At 58.8% G+C, this 19473-nt stretch carries 10 protein-coding genes, 4 tRNA genes and 2 rRNA genes; all 16 read right to left on the reverse strand.

Going from position 1 to position 19473, the window contains the following annotated elements:
* Positions 1-1614 carry a hypothetical protein gene (locus BTO02_RS19185; protein WP_075158356.1) on the reverse strand — a complete coding sequence of 538 codons (1614 nt, stop codon included), beginning with the start codon at positions 1612-1614 and terminating at the stop codon, positions 1-3.
* Between the two features lie 379 nt (positions 1615-1993).
* On the reverse strand, positions 1994-6238 hold the full coding sequence (rpoC, locus tag BTO02_RS19190) for a DNA-directed RNA polymerase subunit beta' (protein ID WP_075158357.1): 4245 nt from the start codon (positions 6236-6238) through the stop codon (positions 1994-1996).
* A 21-nt stretch (positions 6239-6259) separates the two neighbouring features.
* On the reverse strand, positions 6260-10366 hold the full coding sequence (rpoB, locus tag BTO02_RS19195) for a DNA-directed RNA polymerase subunit beta (protein ID WP_075158358.1): 4107 nt from the start codon (positions 10364-10366) through the stop codon (positions 6260-6262).
* A 369-nt stretch (positions 10367-10735) separates the two neighbouring features.
* Entirely contained in the window at positions 10736-11113 is a 378-nt protein-coding gene (gene rplL, locus BTO02_RS19200; protein ID WP_075158359.1) for a 50S ribosomal protein L7/L12, read from the reverse strand.
* Between the two features lie 72 nt (positions 11114-11185).
* A complete protein-coding gene (gene rplJ / locus BTO02_RS19205) occupies positions 11186-11683 on the reverse strand; it encodes a 50S ribosomal protein L10 (protein WP_075158360.1) in 498 nt (165 codons plus the stop codon).
* Between the two features lie 313 nt (positions 11684-11996).
* A complete protein-coding gene (rplA, locus tag BTO02_RS19210) occupies positions 11997-12695 on the reverse strand; it encodes a 50S ribosomal protein L1 (protein WP_075158361.1) in 699 nt (232 codons plus the stop codon).
* Positions 12696-13127: a 50S ribosomal protein L11 gene (gene rplK / locus BTO02_RS19215; RefSeq protein ID WP_075158362.1), complete on the reverse strand. Its 432-nt coding sequence runs from the start codon at positions 13125-13127 to the stop codon at positions 12696-12698.
* Positions 13128-13278: 151 nt separating this feature from the next.
* Positions 13279-13836 carry a transcription termination/antitermination protein NusG gene (nusG, locus tag BTO02_RS19220; RefSeq protein WP_026121916.1) on the reverse strand — a complete coding sequence of 186 codons (558 nt, stop codon included), beginning with the start codon at positions 13834-13836 and terminating at the stop codon, positions 13279-13281.
* A 1-nt stretch (position 13837) separates the two neighbouring features.
* On the reverse strand, positions 13838-14218 hold the full coding sequence (gene secE / locus BTO02_RS19225) for a preprotein translocase subunit SecE (protein ID WP_075158363.1): 381 nt from the start codon (positions 14216-14218) through the stop codon (positions 13838-13840).
* A 34-nt stretch (positions 14219-14252) separates the two neighbouring features.
* Positions 14253-14328: transfer RNA gene (locus BTO02_RS19230), tRNA-Trp, on the reverse strand.
* A 64-nt stretch (positions 14329-14392) separates the two neighbouring features.
* Positions 14393-15583, reverse strand: a complete 1191-nt coding sequence (gene tuf, locus BTO02_RS19235; RefSeq protein ID WP_075158352.1) for an elongation factor Tu — start codon at positions 15581-15583, stop codon at positions 14393-14395.
* Positions 15584-15647: 64 nt separating this feature from the next.
* Positions 15648-15722, reverse strand: a tRNA-Thr gene (locus tag BTO02_RS19240).
* A 13-nt stretch (positions 15723-15735) separates the two neighbouring features.
* Positions 15736-15809, reverse strand: a tRNA-Gly gene (locus tag BTO02_RS19245).
* Between the two features lie 40 nt (positions 15810-15849).
* Positions 15850-15935 (reverse strand) — tRNA-Tyr (locus tag BTO02_RS19250).
* A gap of 152 nt (positions 15936-16087) precedes the next feature.
* Positions 16088-16201, reverse strand: a 5S ribosomal RNA gene (rrf, locus tag BTO02_RS19255).
* A gap of 192 nt (positions 16202-16393) precedes the next feature.
* Positions 16394-19277 (reverse strand): 23S ribosomal RNA (locus tag BTO02_RS19260).
* Positions 19278-19473 lie beyond the last annotated feature (196 nt).

Raw genomic sequence — 19473 nt, forward strand, 5'->3', positions numbered from 1 at the left:
TCAGGGCGGGTTCCGTTCGACCACCTCGACGACCGGGCGCCGGCCGTTGATCGTGAGACTCGAAAACGCCTGTCTTGTGCGCTCGATTTGATATTCCCCGATGCCAATTCCATCTGGGTCCTTTACCTCATTTAGCTTCTGGTACAAGGGCCCGTTGACCGTCACAAGCACCTTCCCTCGTTTAACGTCGACGCTTTCGATCGCTTCGCAGCCGCCGAAATGCCGGATCGATTCTCCGTTTAGCCGGTATCCCGTTTCACGCAGGCTGGCACGCTCCGGATCAGAAAGCCCCTCAGCGATCGGGCTACTCAATATGCTGTCGACGGTCGCCTTGATTAGTCTCTGACGGGCCGCGCCAGCATTGAGATTGCGGATTGAATCAGGGCTGAATTGTCGAGCGACATTCGACAGAATGGACGTATCAATATCGCCTGGCTCGTGCGCCGTTCCGGCTTCTCGCAGGCCGGACAAAATCGTACGCACATCAGAAACATTTTTAGTATCGAGCTTGCCGAGTGCACCGAGCGCGCTGCCGATCGGACCGTGGTCGCCGAGCTTCCAGTACATGGCCCGGAATGCCGGAGATCGCTGGAGCGGGCTCAAACGGTCCGCAGCCATATCGAGGTTGTCCGCGAAACGAATAATGGCGAACGGGTTTTTGGTGAGCTCCTGGTCGGTGTAGCGTAGTCCCACTTTAACTTCGTTACCTTTATCGAGCGACGCTGGTCGCCCTGTGTACTCCGGCCTAGTTTTATCTGCGGTCACACTGGCTGATTGACCGGGCGGCTGACTCTTAAGAACGCTCTCGATCTGTTTCTTCAAATCGTCAGCGTGGTCACCGCGAACTTCTATTGCTGAGACCCGATGAGGACGACGCGATGCAACGGAATAGTGATGCAACAGCTTCTTCAAAGCGTCGACATCGGAAACCAGCAACGACCCCCTGTCGGTTTTGACATTGATGGGATAAGGCCCGGCATCAACGTCCGCGGAGTGCAGTTGAATCGCTTTTCTCATATCCGAAAGCACTTCGTTTGCATGGCCCTTTTCGCGCACGATCAGACGGTTCAATTCATCCGCCACACTGTCGAACCTCGACGCACCGGACAGTCCATGCGTCGCCTTCGGCCGGCCATCGAGATCCGGATAGCCGACGTCATGCCAATGCGCCAGAACCTGGAATAGGAGCCGTGCCGTTGCTGGAGGGACGTTGTATTTGCTCGCAGCTTTGTCCGCTATTTCCGGATATGCCTTCACGATCTTATCGGTATACGCAGCCACTCGCTCCGAGTGATCGAACCCGTGCGAAACATACTGCTGCGGATTGCCCATCTGCTGATCGAGCGCAGGCTTGCCCAGCCGCTTCACCATGCCGCGCAAGATGCCGGCTACATGCTGATCCGACAGTTGCCCCGTGTTTTGCAGGTGGCTCACATAAGGTTCGACCAGGCGCTGCCCGACGAGGTGCGATCGTTCGGGCGGCAAGCCTGAACCCGTTCGCGAGAACGTATGCATGTTTTCGCGGCCGACCTCATTTCGCAATTCGCTAAACATTTCAGTCTTGCGAACTGCCGCCAGATTGCCTTGCGTGGGACGGGTAAGGTTGTCGTCCATCGGTCGAGAGCGATACGGCTCCGGATCAGGTACGCGGTGAAATGTCGACATGAAACTGCCAGGCATAGAATCGGCCCTCCAATGCGAGTGACGTGAGCGGACATATTCGTTGAATGTCCTCGTGGAACCTCTGCAGGCTCCGGCGGCATCAACGCTTGCAGATTGCGCGCTCGACGCTCGCGCCCCGAAATACCTGAGCTAACTTCAGAAGGTGATTTGCAGCTTTCTTGACGCTGCGCAAATAGCACGAGAAATGTTGGAACTCGCGTTCGCATGCGCGAAAAAAAAGCCGCTCAGTCGCGATGACTGAGCGGCTTTTGCCAACTCAAGTACGAAGCTCAGGGCAGAGCGGCTTGCGCCGCCCGCCGTCACCCGCAGCTTACTCGTTGGTGTGCGGCGCCTGCTGCTCGGCAGCCGGCGTTTCCGGCGTACCGAACTCGAAGGCCTCTTCGGCTGCGATCTGGTCGAAACGTTCGCGGTCCGACATCTCCTTGCTCTTGCGTGCCTTGTGGAACGCGAGACCCGTACCAGCCGGAATCAGACGGCCGACGATCACGTTTTCCTTCAGGCCGCGCAGATCGTCGCGCTTGCCCATAATCGCCGCCTCGGTCAGCACGCGAGTCGTTTCCTGGAACGACGCCGCGGAGATAAACGAGTCGGTCGAGAGCGACGCCTTCGTGATACCGAGCAGCACGTTCTCGTACGTTGCCGGACGCTTGTCTTCCGCGTTCATACGGTCGTTTTCGTCGAGCATGTCCGACCGCTCGACCTGTTCGCCCGGGATGAAACGCGTATCGCCGTTGTCGGAGATCTGCACGCGGCGCAGCATCTGACGCACGATTACTTCGATGTGCTTGTCGTTGATCTTCACGCCCTGCAGACGGTACACGTCCTGCACTTCGTCCACGATGTAACGCGACAGCGCCTCGACGCCCTGCAGACGCAGGATGTCGTGCGGATCCGCCGGCCCGTCGACGATCATTTCGCCCTTGTTGACGACCTGACCATCGTGCACCAGAACCTGCTTTTCCTTCGCGATCAGGAACTCGTGCTGGTTGCCTTCGAGGTCCGTAATCACGAGACGCTGCTTGCCCTTCGTATCCTTACCGAACGACACCGTACCGGTGACTTCGGCGAGGATACCGGCGTCCTTCGGCGAACGTGCTTCGAAGAGCTCGGCCACACGCGGCAGACCACCGGTAATGTCGCGCGTCTTCTGCGATTCGGTCGGGATACGTGCAAGCACTTCACCGACCTGAACCTGCTGACCGTCCTTCACGGTAATCAGCGCGCCGACCTGGAAGCCGATCTGCACCGCATGCTCGGTACCCGGGATCTTCACTTCGTCGCCGGTTGCATCGAGCAGCTTCACCTGCGGACGCACGCTCTTCGACGCTTGCGAGCCGCGACGCTTCACGTCGATCACGACGAGCGTCGACAGACCCGTCACGTCGTCGATCTGCTTGGCGACCGTCACGCCTTCCTCGACGTTCTCGAACTTCACCGTACCGCCGTACTCGGTGATGATCGGACGCGTCATCGGATCCCACGTGGCCAGTTGCGTGCCCGCCTTGATCTGCGCACCGTCGAGCTGCAGCAGCGTGGCGCCGTACGGCACCTTATGACGCTCGCGCTCGCGGCCGTGATCGTCGGTGATCATCGCTTCACCCGAACGCGAGATGACGATCTGCTCGCCCTTCGCGTTGGTGACGTAACGCATCGTCGACGTGAAACGCACAGTACCGTTCGACTTCGCTTCGACCGACGAAGCAACCGCCGCGCGCGACGCCGCACCACCGATGTGGAACGTACGCATCGTGAGCTGCGTGCCCGGTTCGCCGATCGACTGCGCCGCGATCACGCCGACCGCTTCGCCGACGTTCACGAGCGAGCCGCGGCCGAGGTCGCGACCGTAGCACGATGCGCACAGGCCATAACGCGTTTCGCACGTAAGCGGCGTGCGCACACGCACTTCGTCGATGCCGAGACGCTCGATCTCTTCGACCGCCGTTTCGTCGAGCAGCGTGCCCGATTCGTACAGCGTTTCCTGCGTTTCCGGATTGACGACGTCCGCCACCGCGACGCGCCCGAGAATCCGGTCGCGCAGCGCTTCGACGACTTCACCGCCTTCGACGAGCGCCTTCATCGCCACGCCTTGCGACGTGCCGCAATCGTCTTCGACGACGACCAGATCCTGCGTCACGTCGACCAGACGCCGCGTCAGGTAACCCGAGTTCGCGGTCTTCAGTGCCGTATCCGCCAGACCCTTACGTGCGCCGTGCGTCGAGATGAAGTACTGCAGCACGTTCAAGCCTTCGCGGAAGTTCGCGGTGATCGGCGTCTCGATGATCGAGCCGTCCGGCTTCGCCATCAAGCCGCGCATACCCGCCAGCTGACGAATCTGCACCGCGGAACCACGCGCGCCCGAGTCCGCCATCATGTAGATCGAGTTGAACGATTCCTGACGCGTTTCGTTGCCGTCGCGGTCCGTCACCGGTTCCGTCGACAACTGCTCCATCATCGCCTTGCCGACTGATTCCGACGTTGCCGACCAGATGTCGACCACGTTGTTGTAACGTTCCTGCGCCGTGACGAGACCCGACATGTACTGGCGGTCGTACTCCTTCACCTTCTTCGCAGCGTCGCCGACGATCGTTTCCTTCTGCGGCGGCACGAGCATGTCGTCGACGCAGATCGAAATACCGGCGCGCGTTGCAAGGCGGAAGCCCGACTGCATCAGTTGATCGGCGAAGATCACGGTTTCGCGCAGACCGCAACGGCGGAACGCCGTGTTGATCAGACGCGAAATTTCCTTCTTCTTGAGCGGCTTGTTCAGCACCGAGAACGGCAGTCCCGGCGGCAGAATCTCCGACAGGATCGCGCGGCCGACCGTGGTTGCGTACAGCGAGATCTTCGGCACGAACGCCGGCGCGCCTTCGGATTTGTCTTCGTTGTGGACCATTTCGGTGATCCGCACGTTGACGCGCGAGGCGAGCTCGACTTCCTTGTTCTCGTACGCACGCAGCACTTCCGACACGCCGGTGAACGACATGCCTTCGCCCTTCGCATTCACGGCTTCGCGCGTCGCGTAGTACAAGCCGAGCACGATATCCTGCGACGGCACGATCGAGGGATCGCCGTTCGCCGGGAACAGCACGTTGTTCGACGCGAGCATGAGCGTGCGCGCTTCCATCTGCGCTTCGAGCGACAGCGGCACGTGAACAGCCATCTGGTCACCGTCGAAGTCGGCGTTGAACGCCGCGCAAACGAGCGGGTGCAGCTGGATTGCCTTGCCTTCGATCAGCACCGGCTCGAACGCCTGAATGCCAAGACGGTGCAGCGTCGGCGCACGGTTCAGCATGACCGGGTGTTCGCGGATCACCTCTTCGAGGATGTCCCACACCACCGGCGTCTGGTTCTCGACTTCCTTCTTCGCCGCCTTGATCGTCGTCGCCACGCCCATCACTTCGAGCTTGTTGAAGATGAACGGCTTGAACAGTTCGAGCGCCATCAGCTTCGGCAGACCGCACTGGTGCAGCTTCAGCGTCGGGCCGACCACGATGACCGAACGGCCCGAGTAGTCGACGCGCTTGCCGAGCAGGTTCTGACGGAAACGACCGCCCTTACCCTTGATCATGTCGGCGAGCGACTTCAGCGGACGCTTGTTCGCACCCGTCATCGCCTTGCCGCGGCGGCCGTTGTCGAGCAGCGAGTCGACGGCTTCCTGCAGCATCCGCTTTTCGTTGCGAACGATGATTTCAGGCGCCTTCAGCTCGAGCAGACGCTTCAACCGGTTGTTACGGTTGATCACGCGGCGATACAGGTCGTTCAGGTCCGACGTCGCGAAACGGCCGCCGTCGAGCGGCACGAGCGGACGCAGTTCCGGCGGCAGCACCGGCAGCACTTCGAGAATCATCCACTCGGGCTTGATGCCCGAACGCTGGAACGCCTCGAGCACCTTCAGGCGCTTCGCGTACTTCTTGATCTTCGCTTCCGAACCGGTGTTTTTCAGTTCGGTGCGCAGCATCTCGACCTGCTCGTCGATGTTGATCGCACGCAGCAGTTCACGCACGCCTTCCGCGCCCATTTCGGCACGGAATTCGTCACCGTACTCTTCGACCTTGTTGTAGTAATCCTCTTCGGTCATGATCTGCCGCGCTTTGAGCGGCGTCATGCCCGGATCGATCACCACGTATGCTTCGAAGTACAGCACGCGCTCAATGTCGCGCAGCGTCATGTCGAGCACCATGCCCAGACGCGACGGCAGCGACTTCAGGAACCAGATGTGCGCAACCGGCGAGGCCAGTTCGATGTGGCCCATCCGTTCGCGACGCACCTTCGCGAGCGTCACTTCGACGCCGCACTTCTCGCAGATCACGCCGCGATGCTTGAGGCGCTTGTACTTGCCGCACAGGCACTCGTAGTCCTTGATCGGACCAAAGATCTTCGCGCAGAACAGACCATCCCGCTCCGGCTTGAAGGTGCGGTAGTTGATCGTTTCCGGCTTCTTGACCTCACCGAACGACCATGACCGGATCTTGTCGGGCGAGGCCAGACCGATCTTGATCGCGTCGAAAACTTCTTCCTGTTGGACTTGCTTGAATAGATCGAGCAGAGCTTTCATTGCTTTCTCTCCGTAGTCCGATTAGTTGCGGTCCAGATCGATGTCGATACCGAGCGAGCGGATTTCCTTCACCAGCACGTTGAAGGATTCCGGCATGCCGGCATCGATCACGTGATCGCCCTTGACCAGGTTCTCATACACCTTGGTCCGGCCGGTCACGTCATCCGACTTGACCGTCAGCATTTCCTGCAGCACATACGATGCGCCGTACGCTTCGAGCGCCCACACTTCCATCTCACCGAAGCGCTGACCGCCGAACTGCGCCTTACCGCCGAGCGGCTGCTGCGTGACGAGCGAGTACGGGCCCGTCGAACGCGCGTGCATCTTGTCGTCGACGAGGTGGTGCAGCTTCAGGTAGTGCATGTAGCCGACCGTCACCGGACGTTCGAATGCCTCACCCGTGCGACCGTCGTACAGACGCACCTGGTTCTTCGACTTCGTCATGCCGAGCTGTTGCGCGATGTCGTCCGGGAACGCGAGGTCGAGCATCTTCGACATTTCGTCTTCGGTCGCACCGTCGAACACCGGCGTGGCGAACGGCACGCCTTCGCGCAGGTTCCTCGCCAGTTCGACGATTTCGTCGTCGTTGAAGCTCTCGATTTCCTCTGCACGACCCGACTCGTTGTAAATCTTCGTCAGGAACGCGCGCAGCTCTTCGACCTTCGTCTGACGCTGCAGCATTTCGCCGATACGCCAGCCGAGACCCTTCGCGGCCCAACCCAGATGCACTTCGAGCACCTGACCCACGTTCATCCGCGACGGCACGCCAAGCGGGTTCAGCACGACGTCGGCCGGACGCCCATCGGCCATGTACGGCATGTCTTCAATCGGCACGATCTTCGACACGACACCCTTGTTACCGTGACGGCCTGCCATCTTGTCGCCAGGCTGCAGACGGCGCTTGACCGCGAGATACACCTTGACCATCTTCAGCACGCCCGGCGGCAGTTCGTCGCCTTGCGTGAGCTTCTTGCGCTTCTCTTCGAACGCGAGATCGAACTGGTGACGCTTCTGTTCGATCGAGTCCTTGATCGCTTCGAGCTGCGCCGCTGCTTCTTCGTCCGCGAGGCGGATGTCGAACCAGTGGTAGTGGTCGAGATCTTCGAGGTAAGCGCGTTCGATCTTCGTGCCCTTCGCGAGCTTCTTCGGACCGCCGTTCGCGACCTTGCCCTCGAGCATGCGCGCGAGACGCTGGAACGCATCGCCTTCGACGATACGCAGCTGGTCGTTCAGGTCGAGGCGATAGCGCTTCAGCTCATCGTCGATGATCTGTTGCGCGCGCTTGTCGCGCTGGATGCCTTCACGCGTGAACACCTGCACGTCGATGACCGTGCCGCTCATGCCCGACGGCACGCGCAGCGACGTGTCCTTCACGTCGGACGCCTTCTCGCCGAAGATCGCGCGCAGCAGCTTTTCTTCCGGCGTCAGTTGGGTTTCGCCCTTCGGCGTGACCTTGCCGACCAGCACGTCGCCTGCTTCGACTTCCGCGCCGATGTACACAATGCCCGACTCGTCGAGACGGCCAAGCTGCACTTCCGCGAGGTTCGAAATATCGCGCGTGATTTCTTCCGGTCCGAGCTTCGTGTCGCGAGCAACAACGTTCAGTTCTTCGATGTGGATCGACGTATAACGGTCGTCGGCCACGACCTTCTCCGAGATCAGGATCGAGTCTTCGAAGTTGTAGCCGTTCCACGGCATGAACGCGACCAGCATGTTCTGGCCGAGCGCGAGCTCGCCGAGGTCCGTCGAGGCGCCGTCGGCCAGCACGTCGCCACGCGACACGATGTCGCCGACCTTCACGATCGGGCGCTGGTTGATGTTCGTGTTCTGGTTCGAACGCGTGTACTTGATCAGGTTGTAGATGTCCACGCCGACGTCGCCTGCAACCGCTTCGTCGTCGTTCACGCGAATCACCATACGGCCTGCGTCGACGTAATCGACCACGCCGCCACGGAACGCCTGCACCGTCGTACCCGAGTCGACCGCCACGGTACGCTCGATGCCCGTACCCACCACGGCCTTCTCAGGACGCAGACACGGCACAGCCTGACGTTGCATGTTCGAACCCATCAATGCGCGGTTCGCGTCGTCGTGCTCGAGGAACGGAATCAGCGAAGCCGCGACCGACACGATCTGCGACGGCGCCACGTCCATGTACTGGATGCGATCCGGCGTGACCATCATGGTTTCGCCGGCTTCACGCGACGACACGAGTTCGTCGGTCAGCGAACCATCGTCGGCCACTGCCGCGTTCGCCTGCGCGATTACGTAACGGCCTTCTTCGATCGCCGACAGGTAATCGATCTGGTCGGTCACCTTGCCGTCCGTCACCTTGCGATACGGCGTTTCGAGGAAGCCGTACTCGTTCAGGTGCGCGTACAGCGCGAGCGAGTTGATCAGACCGATGTTCGGACCTTCCGGCGTTTCGATCGGACACACGCGCCCATAGTGCGTCGGGTGCACGTCGCGCACTTCGAAGCCTGCGCGCTCGCGCGTCAAACCGCCCGGGCCCAGCGCGGACACACGGCGCTTGTGCGTGATCTCCGACAGCGGGTTCGTCTGGTCCATGAACTGCGACAGCTGCGACGAACCGAAGAACTCGCGAATCGCCGACGAAATCGGCTTCGAGTTGATCAGGTCGTGCGGCATCAGGTTTTCGCTTTCCGCCTGGCCAAGACGCTCCTTCACCGCGCGCTCGACACGCACGAGACCCGCGCGGAACTGGTTTTCCGCCAGTTCGCCGACGCAACGCACACGACGGTTGCCGAGGTGGTCGATGTCGTCCACTTCGCCCTTGCCGTTGCGCAACTCGACGAGGATCTTGATCGTCGCGAGGATGTCGTCGTCCTGCAGCGTCATCGGCCCGATGATTTCGTCGCGGCCGACACGGCGATTGAACTTCATACGGCCAACCTTGGACAGGTCGTATGCGTCTTCGCTGTAGAACAGACGGTTGAACAGCGCCTCGACCGCTTCTTCGGTCGGCGGCTCGCCCGGACGCATCATGCGGTAGATCGCGATACGCGCGGCCATACGGTCGGCCGTTTCATCGATACGCAGCGTCGACGAGATGTACGGACCCTGGTCCAGATCGTTCGTGTAGAGCGTCTGGATGTCCTTGATCTTCGCTTCGCGCAGCTTCTCGAGCACGGTCTCGGTGATCTCGTCGTTCGCGTTCGCGATGACTTCGCCGGTATCGCCGTCGATCACGTTCTTCGCGAGCACGCGGCCCAGCAGATAATCTTCGGGAACCGAAATAAATTTCGTCTTCGCGTTATCGAGGTCGCGGATGTGCTTCGCGTTGATCCGCTTGTCCTTCGTGACGATCACGTTGCCGTCGCGGTCTGTGATGTCAAAGCGCGCGACTTCACCACGCAGACGCTCCGGCACGAACTCCATCTGCGCGCCTTCCGGCATCAGCGCAAAATTATCGAATACGAAGAAGTTCGCGAGGATCTGCTCCGGCGTGAGGCCGATTGCCTTCAGCAGGATCGTGACCGGCATCTTGCGGCGACGGTCGACGCGGAAGTACAGCACGTCCTTCGGATCGAATTCGAAGTCGAGCCACGAACCGCGGTAGGGAATGATACGAGCCGAGAACAGCAGCTTGCCCGAGCTGTGCGTCTTGCCCTTATCGTGTTCAAAGAATACGCCAGGCGAACGGTGCAGCTGCGATACGATCACGCGCTCGGTGCCGTTGATGACGAACGAGCCGGTCGGCGTCATGAGCGGAATTTCGCCCATGTACACTTCCTGCTCCTTGACTTCCTTGACGACGGGCTTGCTCGGCGATTCCTTGTCGAGGAGCACGAGCCGCACCTTCGCGCGCAGCGCCGAGCAATACGTGAGGCCGCGTTGCTGACATTCCTTGATGTTGAACGCCGGCGGCGACAGCATGTAGCTGACAAACTCTAGACGCGCGAAGCCGTTATGGGAAACAATTGGGAACACCGACGTAAACGCTGCCTGCAGACCCTCAGGCTTACGTTGCGTGGCCGGCACTTCTGCTTGCAGAAAGGTGCTGAATGATTCAAGCTGGGTAGCCAGCAGGAAAGGTACTTGGTGAACGATGGGGCGCTTCGCGAAACTCTTGCGAATACGCTTCTTCTCGGTGAAGGAATATTGCATACGATCTCCGAATCACGGCGGGCATTGTTGTCGAGGCGAGATACCTTGATGTGACAACCCGAGTGTTCACCGACTGAGACCCGTTGGCCGTCCGATGGCTTGAACGAGCCGAGAAGCTTGGTGGTTGGCCGCTACCAACCGCTGGCTGACGGCAGCGGATGCCTGTGTTGCCCGCTACCCGACCAAACTTGCCTTCTGCAGTCGCTTCAGAAGACAAAGAGAAACGTCACCGATGTTACGAAGTGGCGATTTTCTTTGGCTTCTTGGGACACATCGCTGCCAAAAACGATGTTGGAAAACGTCGTCCCCACAAAGCACAAAAAGGCCGGCGGTGCAAAAACCGCCAGCCTCCGCAGAGCGCGCCGAAAATTACTTGATTTCAGCTTTCGCGCCTGCGTCTTCCAGCTTCTTCTTGGCTTCTTCAGCAGCAGCCTTGGGCACAGCTTCCTTAACGGGCTTCGGTGCGCCATCGACCAGATCCTTCGCTTCCTTCAGGCCCAGACCCGTCAGTTCGCGAACGGCCTTAATGACGGAAACCTTGTTGCCACCGGCTTCAGTCAGGATAACCGTGAACTCGGTTTGCTCTTCAACTGCAGCAGCACCGCCGCCGCCGCCAGCCGGGCCAGCAACTGCCACAGCAGCAGCCGACACGCCAAACTTCTCTTCGAACGCCTTGACCAGTTCGTTCAGTTCCAGAACCGACATCGAGCCTACGGCTTCGAGGATGTCTTCTTTTGCGATTGCCATTTGAAATACTCCTAGATTGAATTCGGATACAGCCAGCGATCTTGTGCGCTCAACCAAAGCGCCGAAGTCACGTTAAGCAGCTTCGCCCTGCTTCTTCTCAGCCAGCGCAGCCAACGCGCGCGCAAAGCCGGAAACAGGCGCTTGCATAACGAACAACAGCTTGGAGAGCAGTTCCTCGCGGCTCGGGATGTTGGCCAACGCTTGCACGCCTGCCTTGTCCATCACCTTGCCTTCGTAGGAACCGGCCTTGATGATCAACTTGTCATTGCTTTTGCTAAATTCGTTGACGACTTTAGCAGCAGCAATTGCATCTTCAGAGATGCCGTAGATCAGAGGACCGGTCATCTGCTCAGCCAGCGGAGCAAACGGGGTACCCTCGACGGCGCGACGCGCCAGCGTGTTCTTCAACACTCGCAGGTACACCTGTTGCTCGCGCGCCTTCGCACGAAGCTTGGTCAGATCGCCAACCGTGATCCCACGATACTCGGCCAGAACGATGGTTTGAGCTTTCCCGACTTGCGCGGAAACCTCAGCCACGACGGCCTGCTTACCTTCTTTGTTCAGTGGCACGGTTAACCTCCAGATTCGATGCACTCGACTTACGTTTCATGCATCGCGTTCAACAACGGCGTCCGACCAGTCCAGGAGTATCTCGACCGCTTCACATTCGCGTCGCCGCGAAGTGAGAAACGGCTTCAATCACCACAAAACCTTTTCGGGTTCGCCATCTGCGTTGGCTTGCATTAAGGGCACGCCTGACTGCTGCGCTTCCGCCAACGGTCTTTGACAACCGGTCGCTTGCTGCTTAATGCCCGGCTAGCGACCGCCCAAAGCCCTTTATATCGCTCCGCCCATTGATGCGGCGAAGCGGTAAATCTTATTATTACTGTGCAGCCAGCGACGTCTGATCGACGCGCACGCCGACACCCATCGTGCTCGACAGAGCGATCTTACGCAGATACACGCCCTTGCTCGTGGCCGGCTTCGCCTTTTGCAAAGCGTCGACGAGTGCGTCGAGATTGCTGCGCAGCGCCGTCGACTCGAACGATGCACGGCCGATGGTTGCATGGATGATCCCCGCCTTATCGACGCGGAATTGCACCTGACCGGCCTTGGCGTTTTTCACAGCCGTGGCCACGTCCGGCGTCACCGTGCCGACCTTCGGGTTCGGCATCAGACCGCGCGGGCCGAGAATCTGACCCAGCGTGCCGACGACACGCATCGTGTCCGGCGAAGCGATGACGACGTCGAAATTCAGGTTGCCCGCCTTCACCTGCTCGGCGAGGTCTTCCATACCGACGATATCGGCGCCAGCGGCACGAGCCTGTTCAGCCTTTTCACCCTGCGCGAACACAGCGACGCGCACCGACTTGCCGGTACCTGCCGGCAGTACGACCGAACCGCGAACCACCTGATCCGACTTCTTCGCATCGATACCGAGTTGCACCGCGACATCGATCGACTCATCGAACTTCGCGCTTGCGCATTCCTTCACGATCGACAATGCATCGTCGATCGGGTAAAGCTTCTGGCGGTCGACCTTATTTGCGAATGATTGCAGACGCTTCGAAAGCTTGGCCATTTACACGCCCTCCACGGTGATGCCCATCGAGCGGGCGCTGCCAGCGATCGTACGGACCGCTGCATCGATATCGGCTGCCGTGAGATCCGGCATCTTCGTCTTGGCGATCTCTTCAGCTTGTGCGCGCGTGATCTTGCCGACCTTGTCGGTGTGCGGCTTGCTCGAACCCTTGTCGACCTTCGCTGCCTTCTTGATCAGAACGGTAGCCGGCGGGGTCTTGAGGACGAACGTAAAGCTCTTGTCTGCGAAAGCGGTGATAACGACAGGAATCGGCAGACCCGGTTCCATCGCTTGAGTCTGCGCGTTAAACGCCTTGCAGAACTCCATAATGTTCAGGCCGCGCTGACCCAGTGCCGGGCCGACTGGGGGCGACGGATTGGCTTTACCTGCAGGAATCTGCAGCTTGATAAAGCCGACAATTTTCTTTGCCATAACTGAAAACCTCGTTGGAACGCGTGGGCGTTCGGTGAGTAGTAACGCGCGTTCGCACAAACTTCGGCTACTGACGCTCCTCAACGGTCATTACGCGGACCGTAAGCGCGAAACGCAGATCGCGCCAGCGGGCGCGATCTGCGGAAATCGATCACAACTTTTCAACCTGCCCGAATTCAAGCTCGACCGGTGTAGCTCGACCGAAAATCGTGACAGAAACGCGAACTCGCGACTTCTCGTAGTTGACTTCTTCGACGCTTCCGTTGAAGTCCGTAAATGGACCGTCCTTTACGCGAACCATCTCGCCGACCTCGAACAGGGTCTTCGGACGCGGCTTCTCCACGCCCTCCTGCATCTGCGACATGATTTTTTCAACTTCGCGCGGCGAAATCGGGCTCGGGCGGTTGCGCGCCCCGCCGACGAATCCGGTGACCTTCGCCGTGTTCTTGACGAGATGCCAGGTTTCGTCGGTCATCTCCATTTCGACCAGCACGTAACCAGGGAAGAAGCGACGTTCCGTCACCGATTTGTGACCGCCCTTCACCTCGACCACTTCTTCGGTCGGCACAAGAATCTGGCCAAATTTGTCCTGCATGCCAGCACGTTCAATGCGCTCCTGAAGCGCACGCTGCACGCTCTTCTCCATGCCGGAGTAGGCGTGCACGACGTACCAACGTTTTCCACTCGGGGAGGCCGGCGTATCACTCATATCATTTCCAACCCAGAATCGCCGAGAAAATCGCCCATTCAATGGATTTGTCACAAATCCAGAGAAACAGCGCCATGACTAACACGAACCCGAAGACCACGAGGGTCGTTTGACTTGCCTCTTTGCGAGTCGGCCATACGACCTTGCGAACTTCCTTATACGAGTCCTTGGCGAACGCGATAAAACCCTTGCCGGGCGCGGAAAGAAGACCGACAGCGACGCCCGCGATCAACCCGACGGCCAAAGCCGCACCGCGGACGTACCATTCCTGACCGTTGAGCCAGAAGAACCCCACGAACCCGGCCACGACCAACAATACGCCAACGACCAGCATCAGCTTGTCACCAGACGCATTTACAGTTTCGACGGATGGATTCGCCATAACACCTTAACGAGCGCCAGATCGACGCAAGAATTGGCAGGGGCAGAGGGAATCGAACCCCCAACCTTCGGTTTTGGAGACCGACGCTCTGCCAGTTGAGCTATACCCCTAAACCATTTGGGGCTGACGACACCGCCAACCCCGAAAACAACCGATCAACGAGAACTAGCTGGCTTACTCGATGATCTTGGCGACGACACCTGCGCCGACGGTACGACCACCTTCACGGATCGCGAAGCGCAGACCTTCTTCCATCGCGATCGGCGCAATCAGCTTCACCGTGATCGACACGTTGTCGCCCGGCATCACCATTTCCTTGTCCTTCGGCAGCTCGATCGAGCCCGTCACGTCCGTCGTACGGAAGTAGAACTGCGGACGGTAGTTGTTGAAGAACGGCGTATGACGGCCGCCTTCGTCCTTGCTCAGCACATACACCTCAGCCGTGAAGTGCGTGTGCGGCGTGATCGAACCCGGCTTGGCCAGCACCTGACCACGCTCCACGTCTTCACGCTTCGTGCCGCGCAGCAGGATACCCACGTTGTCACCCGCCTGGCCCTGATCCAGCAGCTTGCGGAACATTTCCACGCCCGTGCACGTCGTCTTCGCCGTCGCCTTGATCCCGACGATCTCGATTTCCTCGCCGACCTTGATCACGCCACGCTCGACACGACCCGTCACCACCGTACCGCGGCCCGAGATCGAGAACACGTCTTCCACCGGCATCAGGAACGAACCATCCACCGCGCGCTCCGGCGTCGGGATGTACGTGTCCAGCGCGTCGGCCAGGTTCATGATCGCCACTTCGCCCAGCTCGCCCTTGTCGCCCTCGAGCGCCAGTTTCGCCGAACCCTTGATGATCGGCGTGTCGTCGCCCGGGAAGTCGTACTTCGAGAGCAGCTCGCGCACTTCCATTTCCACCAGCTCGAGCAACTCCGCGTCGTCCACCATGTCGCACTTGTTCAGGAACACGATGATGTACGGCACACCCACCTGACGCGCCAGCAGGATGTGCTCACGCGTTTGCGGCATCGGGCCGTCCGCCGCCGAGCACACCAGGATCGCGCCGTCCATCTGCGCCGCGCCCGTGATCATGTTCTTCACATAGTCCGCGTGACCCGGGCAGTCAACGTGGGCGTAGTGGCGGTTCGCCGTCTCGTACTCCACGTGCGCCGTGTTGATCGTGATGCCGCGCGCCTTTTCTTCCGGCGCTGCGTCGATCTGGTCGTACGCCTTCGCTTCTCCGCCGAACTTCGCGGTCAGCACCGTCGTGATCGCCGCCGTCAGCGTGGTCTTGCCGTGGTCAACGTGACCGATCGTGCCCACGTTCACGTGCGGCTTGGTCCGCTCAAACTTACCTTTGGCCATTTTCGACTCCTAAGAGGGTTTTTTCCGTACGTTGCGCGGGGCGCAAACAATCACTGACACCTGCTGGTGCCCATGGGCAGGATCGAACTGCCGACCTCTCCCTTACCAAGGGAGTGCTCTACCACTGAGCCACATGGGCGCTACTTCTTTGCTGGAGCGGGTGAAGGGAATCGAACCCTCGTCGTAAGCTTGGAAGGCTTCTGCTCTACCATTGAGCTACACCCGCAAGGATCCATCGATTCCCAACAACTGCTTAAGCCGTATTCTGGTGGAGGAGGTTGGATTCGAACCAACGTAGGCGTAAGCCAACAGATTTACAGTCTGCCCCCTTTAGCCACTCGGGCACCCCTCCGCAGAGAACTGATGATTATGGGGGAGCAACATCGCAATGTCAAGACTAAGCTTAACCATTGTCACCCCAAGACAGATCCACTTATAAGTGTTTGCTGTAAACGCACGAACCCCGCTTTTGAGGGCGGGGTTGGTGTTTTCAACTGAGGGGGAGCCTGACGATTACCTACTTTCACACGGGCAATCCGCACTATCATCGGCGTGGAGTCGTTTCACGGTCCTGTTCGGGATGGGAAGGGGTGGGACCGACTCGCTATGGTCATCAGGCATGACGGGTTGTCCTGCTGCGCGCGGGCAGCCGGACCAATCGGGAAGAAGCGTGGTGTAGCAGGGGGTGGGTTGTGTTGTCTGGCACAACGCGGCTCACTCGACCGTGTGTCTGCGCTGCCCCCCCCTGACGGGGGTGGGGTCCTGGTAGATGCTGGAGCATTAACCATGACCGCAAAACACACCGGTTATAGGATCAAGCCTTACGGGCAATTAGTATCAGTTAGCTTAACGCATTACTGCGCTTCCACACCTGACCTATCAACGTCCTGGTCTTGAACGACCCTTCAAGGGGCTCGAAGCCCCGGGGATATCTCATCTCAAGGCGAGTTTCCCGCTTAGATGCTTTCAGCGGTTATCTCTTCCGAACATAGCTACCCGGCGATGCGACTGGCGTCACAACCGGTACACCAGAGGTTCGTCCACTCCGGTCCTCTCGTACTAGGAGCAGGTCCCTTCAAATATCCAGCGCCCACGGCAGATAGGGACCAAACTGTCTCACGACGTTTTAAACCCAGCTCACGTACCTCTTTAAATGGCGAACAGCCATACCCTTGGGACCGGCTACAGCCCCAGGATGAGATGAGCCGACATCGAGGTGCCAAACACCGCCGTCGATATGAACTCTTGGGCGGTATCAGCCTGTTATCCCCAGAGTACCTTTTATCCGTTGAGCGATGGCCCTTCCATACAGAACCACCGGATCACTATGACCTGCTTTCGCACCTGTTCGACTTGTCAGTCTCACAGTCAAGCACGCTTATGCCATTGCACTATCAGCACGATTTCCGACCGTACCTAGCGTACCTTCGTACTCCTCCGTTACACTTTGGGAGGAGACCGCCCCAGTCAAACTGCCTGCCATGCACTGTCCCCGAACCCGCTTCAGGGTCCAAGGTTAGAACCTCAAACAGATCAGGGTGGTATTTCAAGGACGGCTCCACTGAAACTGGCGTTCCAGCTTCGTAGCCTCCCACCTATCCTACACAGACCGGTTCAAAGTCCAATGCAAAGCTGCAGTAAAGGTTCATGGGGTCTTTCCGTCTAGCCGCGGGGAGATTGCATCATCACAAACACTTCAACTTCGCTGAGTCCCGGGAGGAGACAGTGTGGCCATCGTTACGCCATTCGTGCAGGTCGGAACTTACCCGACAAGGAATTTCGCTACCTTAGGACCGTTATAGTTACGGCCGCCGTTTACCGGGACTTCAATCAGGAGCTTGCACCCCATCATTTAATCTTCCGGCACCGGGCAGGCGTCACACCCTATACGTCCACTTTCGTGTTTGCAGAGTGCTGTGTTTTTATTAAACAGTCGCAGCCACCAGTTTATTGCAACCCCTTCACCCTCTGCGCGCAGGCGCATCAAGCTACAAGGGCGTACCTTATCCCGAAGTTACGGTACCAGTTTGCCGAGTTCCTTCTCCCGGGTTCTCTCAAGCGCCTTAGAATACTCATCTCGCCCACCTGTGTCGGTTTGCGGTACGGTCAATGTGAAACTGAAGCTTAGAGGCTTTTCCTGGAACCCCTTCCAGTTGCTTCGCTCCCGAAGGAGCTCGCGCCACGCCCTTGAATTACGTGCCCGGATTTGCCAGAGCACCTTCTCCAACGCAGCGACCGGGACTTCCAACACCCGGACAACCTTCCGCGATCCGTCCCCCCATCGCATTTCACACTGGTGCAGGAATATTGACCTGCTTCCCATCAGCTACGCATTTCTGCCTCGCCTTAGGGGCCGACTCACCCTACGCCGATGAACGTTGCGTAGGAAACCTTGGGCTTACGGCGAGGGGGCCTTTCACCCCCTTTATCGCTACTCATGTCAGCATTCGCACTTCCGATACCTCCAGCACACTTTCCAGTGCACCTTCGCAGGCTTACGGAACGCTCTCCTACCATGCGCGCTTGCGCGCGCATCCGCAGCTTCGGTATATGGCTTAGCCCCGTTACATCTTCCGCGCAGGACGACTCGATCAGTGAGCTATTACGCTTTCTTTAAAGGGTGGCTGCTTCTAAGCCAACCTCCTGACTGTTTTAGCCTTCCCACTTCGTTTCCCACTTAGCCATATTTGGGGACCTTAGCTGGCGGTCTGGGTTGTTTCCCTCTTGACACCGGACGTTAGCACCCGATGTCTGTCTCCCGTGATTGCACTCTTCGGTATTCGGAGTTTGCTATGGCGAAGTAATCCGCAATGGACCCTTCAACCATGACAGTGCTCTACCCCCGAAGGTGAGACACGAGGCACTACCTAAATAGTTTTCGGAGAGAACCAGCTATTTCCAGATTTGTTTAGCCTTTCACCCCTATCCACAGCTCATCCCCTAGTTTTTCAACACTAGTGGGTTCGGACCTCCAGCACGTGTTACCGTGCCTTCATCCTGGCCATGGATAGATCATCTGGTTTCGGGTCTACACCCAGCGACTGATTCGCCCTGTTCGGACTCGCTTTCGCTACGCCTGCCCTAATCGGTTAAGCTCGCCACTGAATGTAAGTCGCTGACCCATTATACAAAAGGTACGCCGTCACCCGTTTCCAGGCTCCGACTGTTTGTATGCATGCGGTTTCAGGATCTGTTTCACTCCCCTCCCGGGGTTCTTTTCGCCTTTCCCTCACGGTACTGGTTCACTATCGGTCGATCACGAGTATTTAGCCTTGGAGGATGGTCCCCCCATCTTCAGACAGGATTTCACGTGTCCCGCCCTACTTGTCGTACACCTAGTTCTTCCACACTGCTTTCGCCTACGGGGCTATCACCCGCTATGGCCGCACTTTCCAGAGCGTTCGGCTAACAGTACAGATAAAGAGTACAGGCTGCTCCCATTTCGCTCGCCACTACTCTGGGAATCTCGGTTGATTTCTGTTCCTGCGGCTACTTAGATGTTTCAGTTCGCCGCGTTCGCTTCACATGGCCTATGTATTCAGCCACGGATACTCCATTCGGAGTGGGTTTCCCCATTCGGACATCTTCGGATCAATGCTCGTTTGCCAGCTCCCCGAAGCTTTTCGCAGGCTACCGCGTCCTTCATCGCCTGTGATCGCCAAGGCATCCACCACATGCACTTGTTCGCTTGACCCTATAACGGGTGTGTCTCCACGGACTTGCGTCCCTTCGACCACACGCACTACAGGCTGAGTTTTAGCGTGTCGCTGCCCGTTAGTGCTTTAGCACTTACAGGCAGCCCACACACTTGCGTGTTGTGCCGTATTCCAAGCGCCCTCTCATCGAGGACCCTAAAAAATACTTCGATACAATCACAACCCTGACCAATC

Source organism: Paraburkholderia sp. SOS3 (genome assembly GCF_001922345.1).
Lineage (GTDB): Bacteria > Pseudomonadota > Gammaproteobacteria > Burkholderiales > Burkholderiaceae > Paraburkholderia.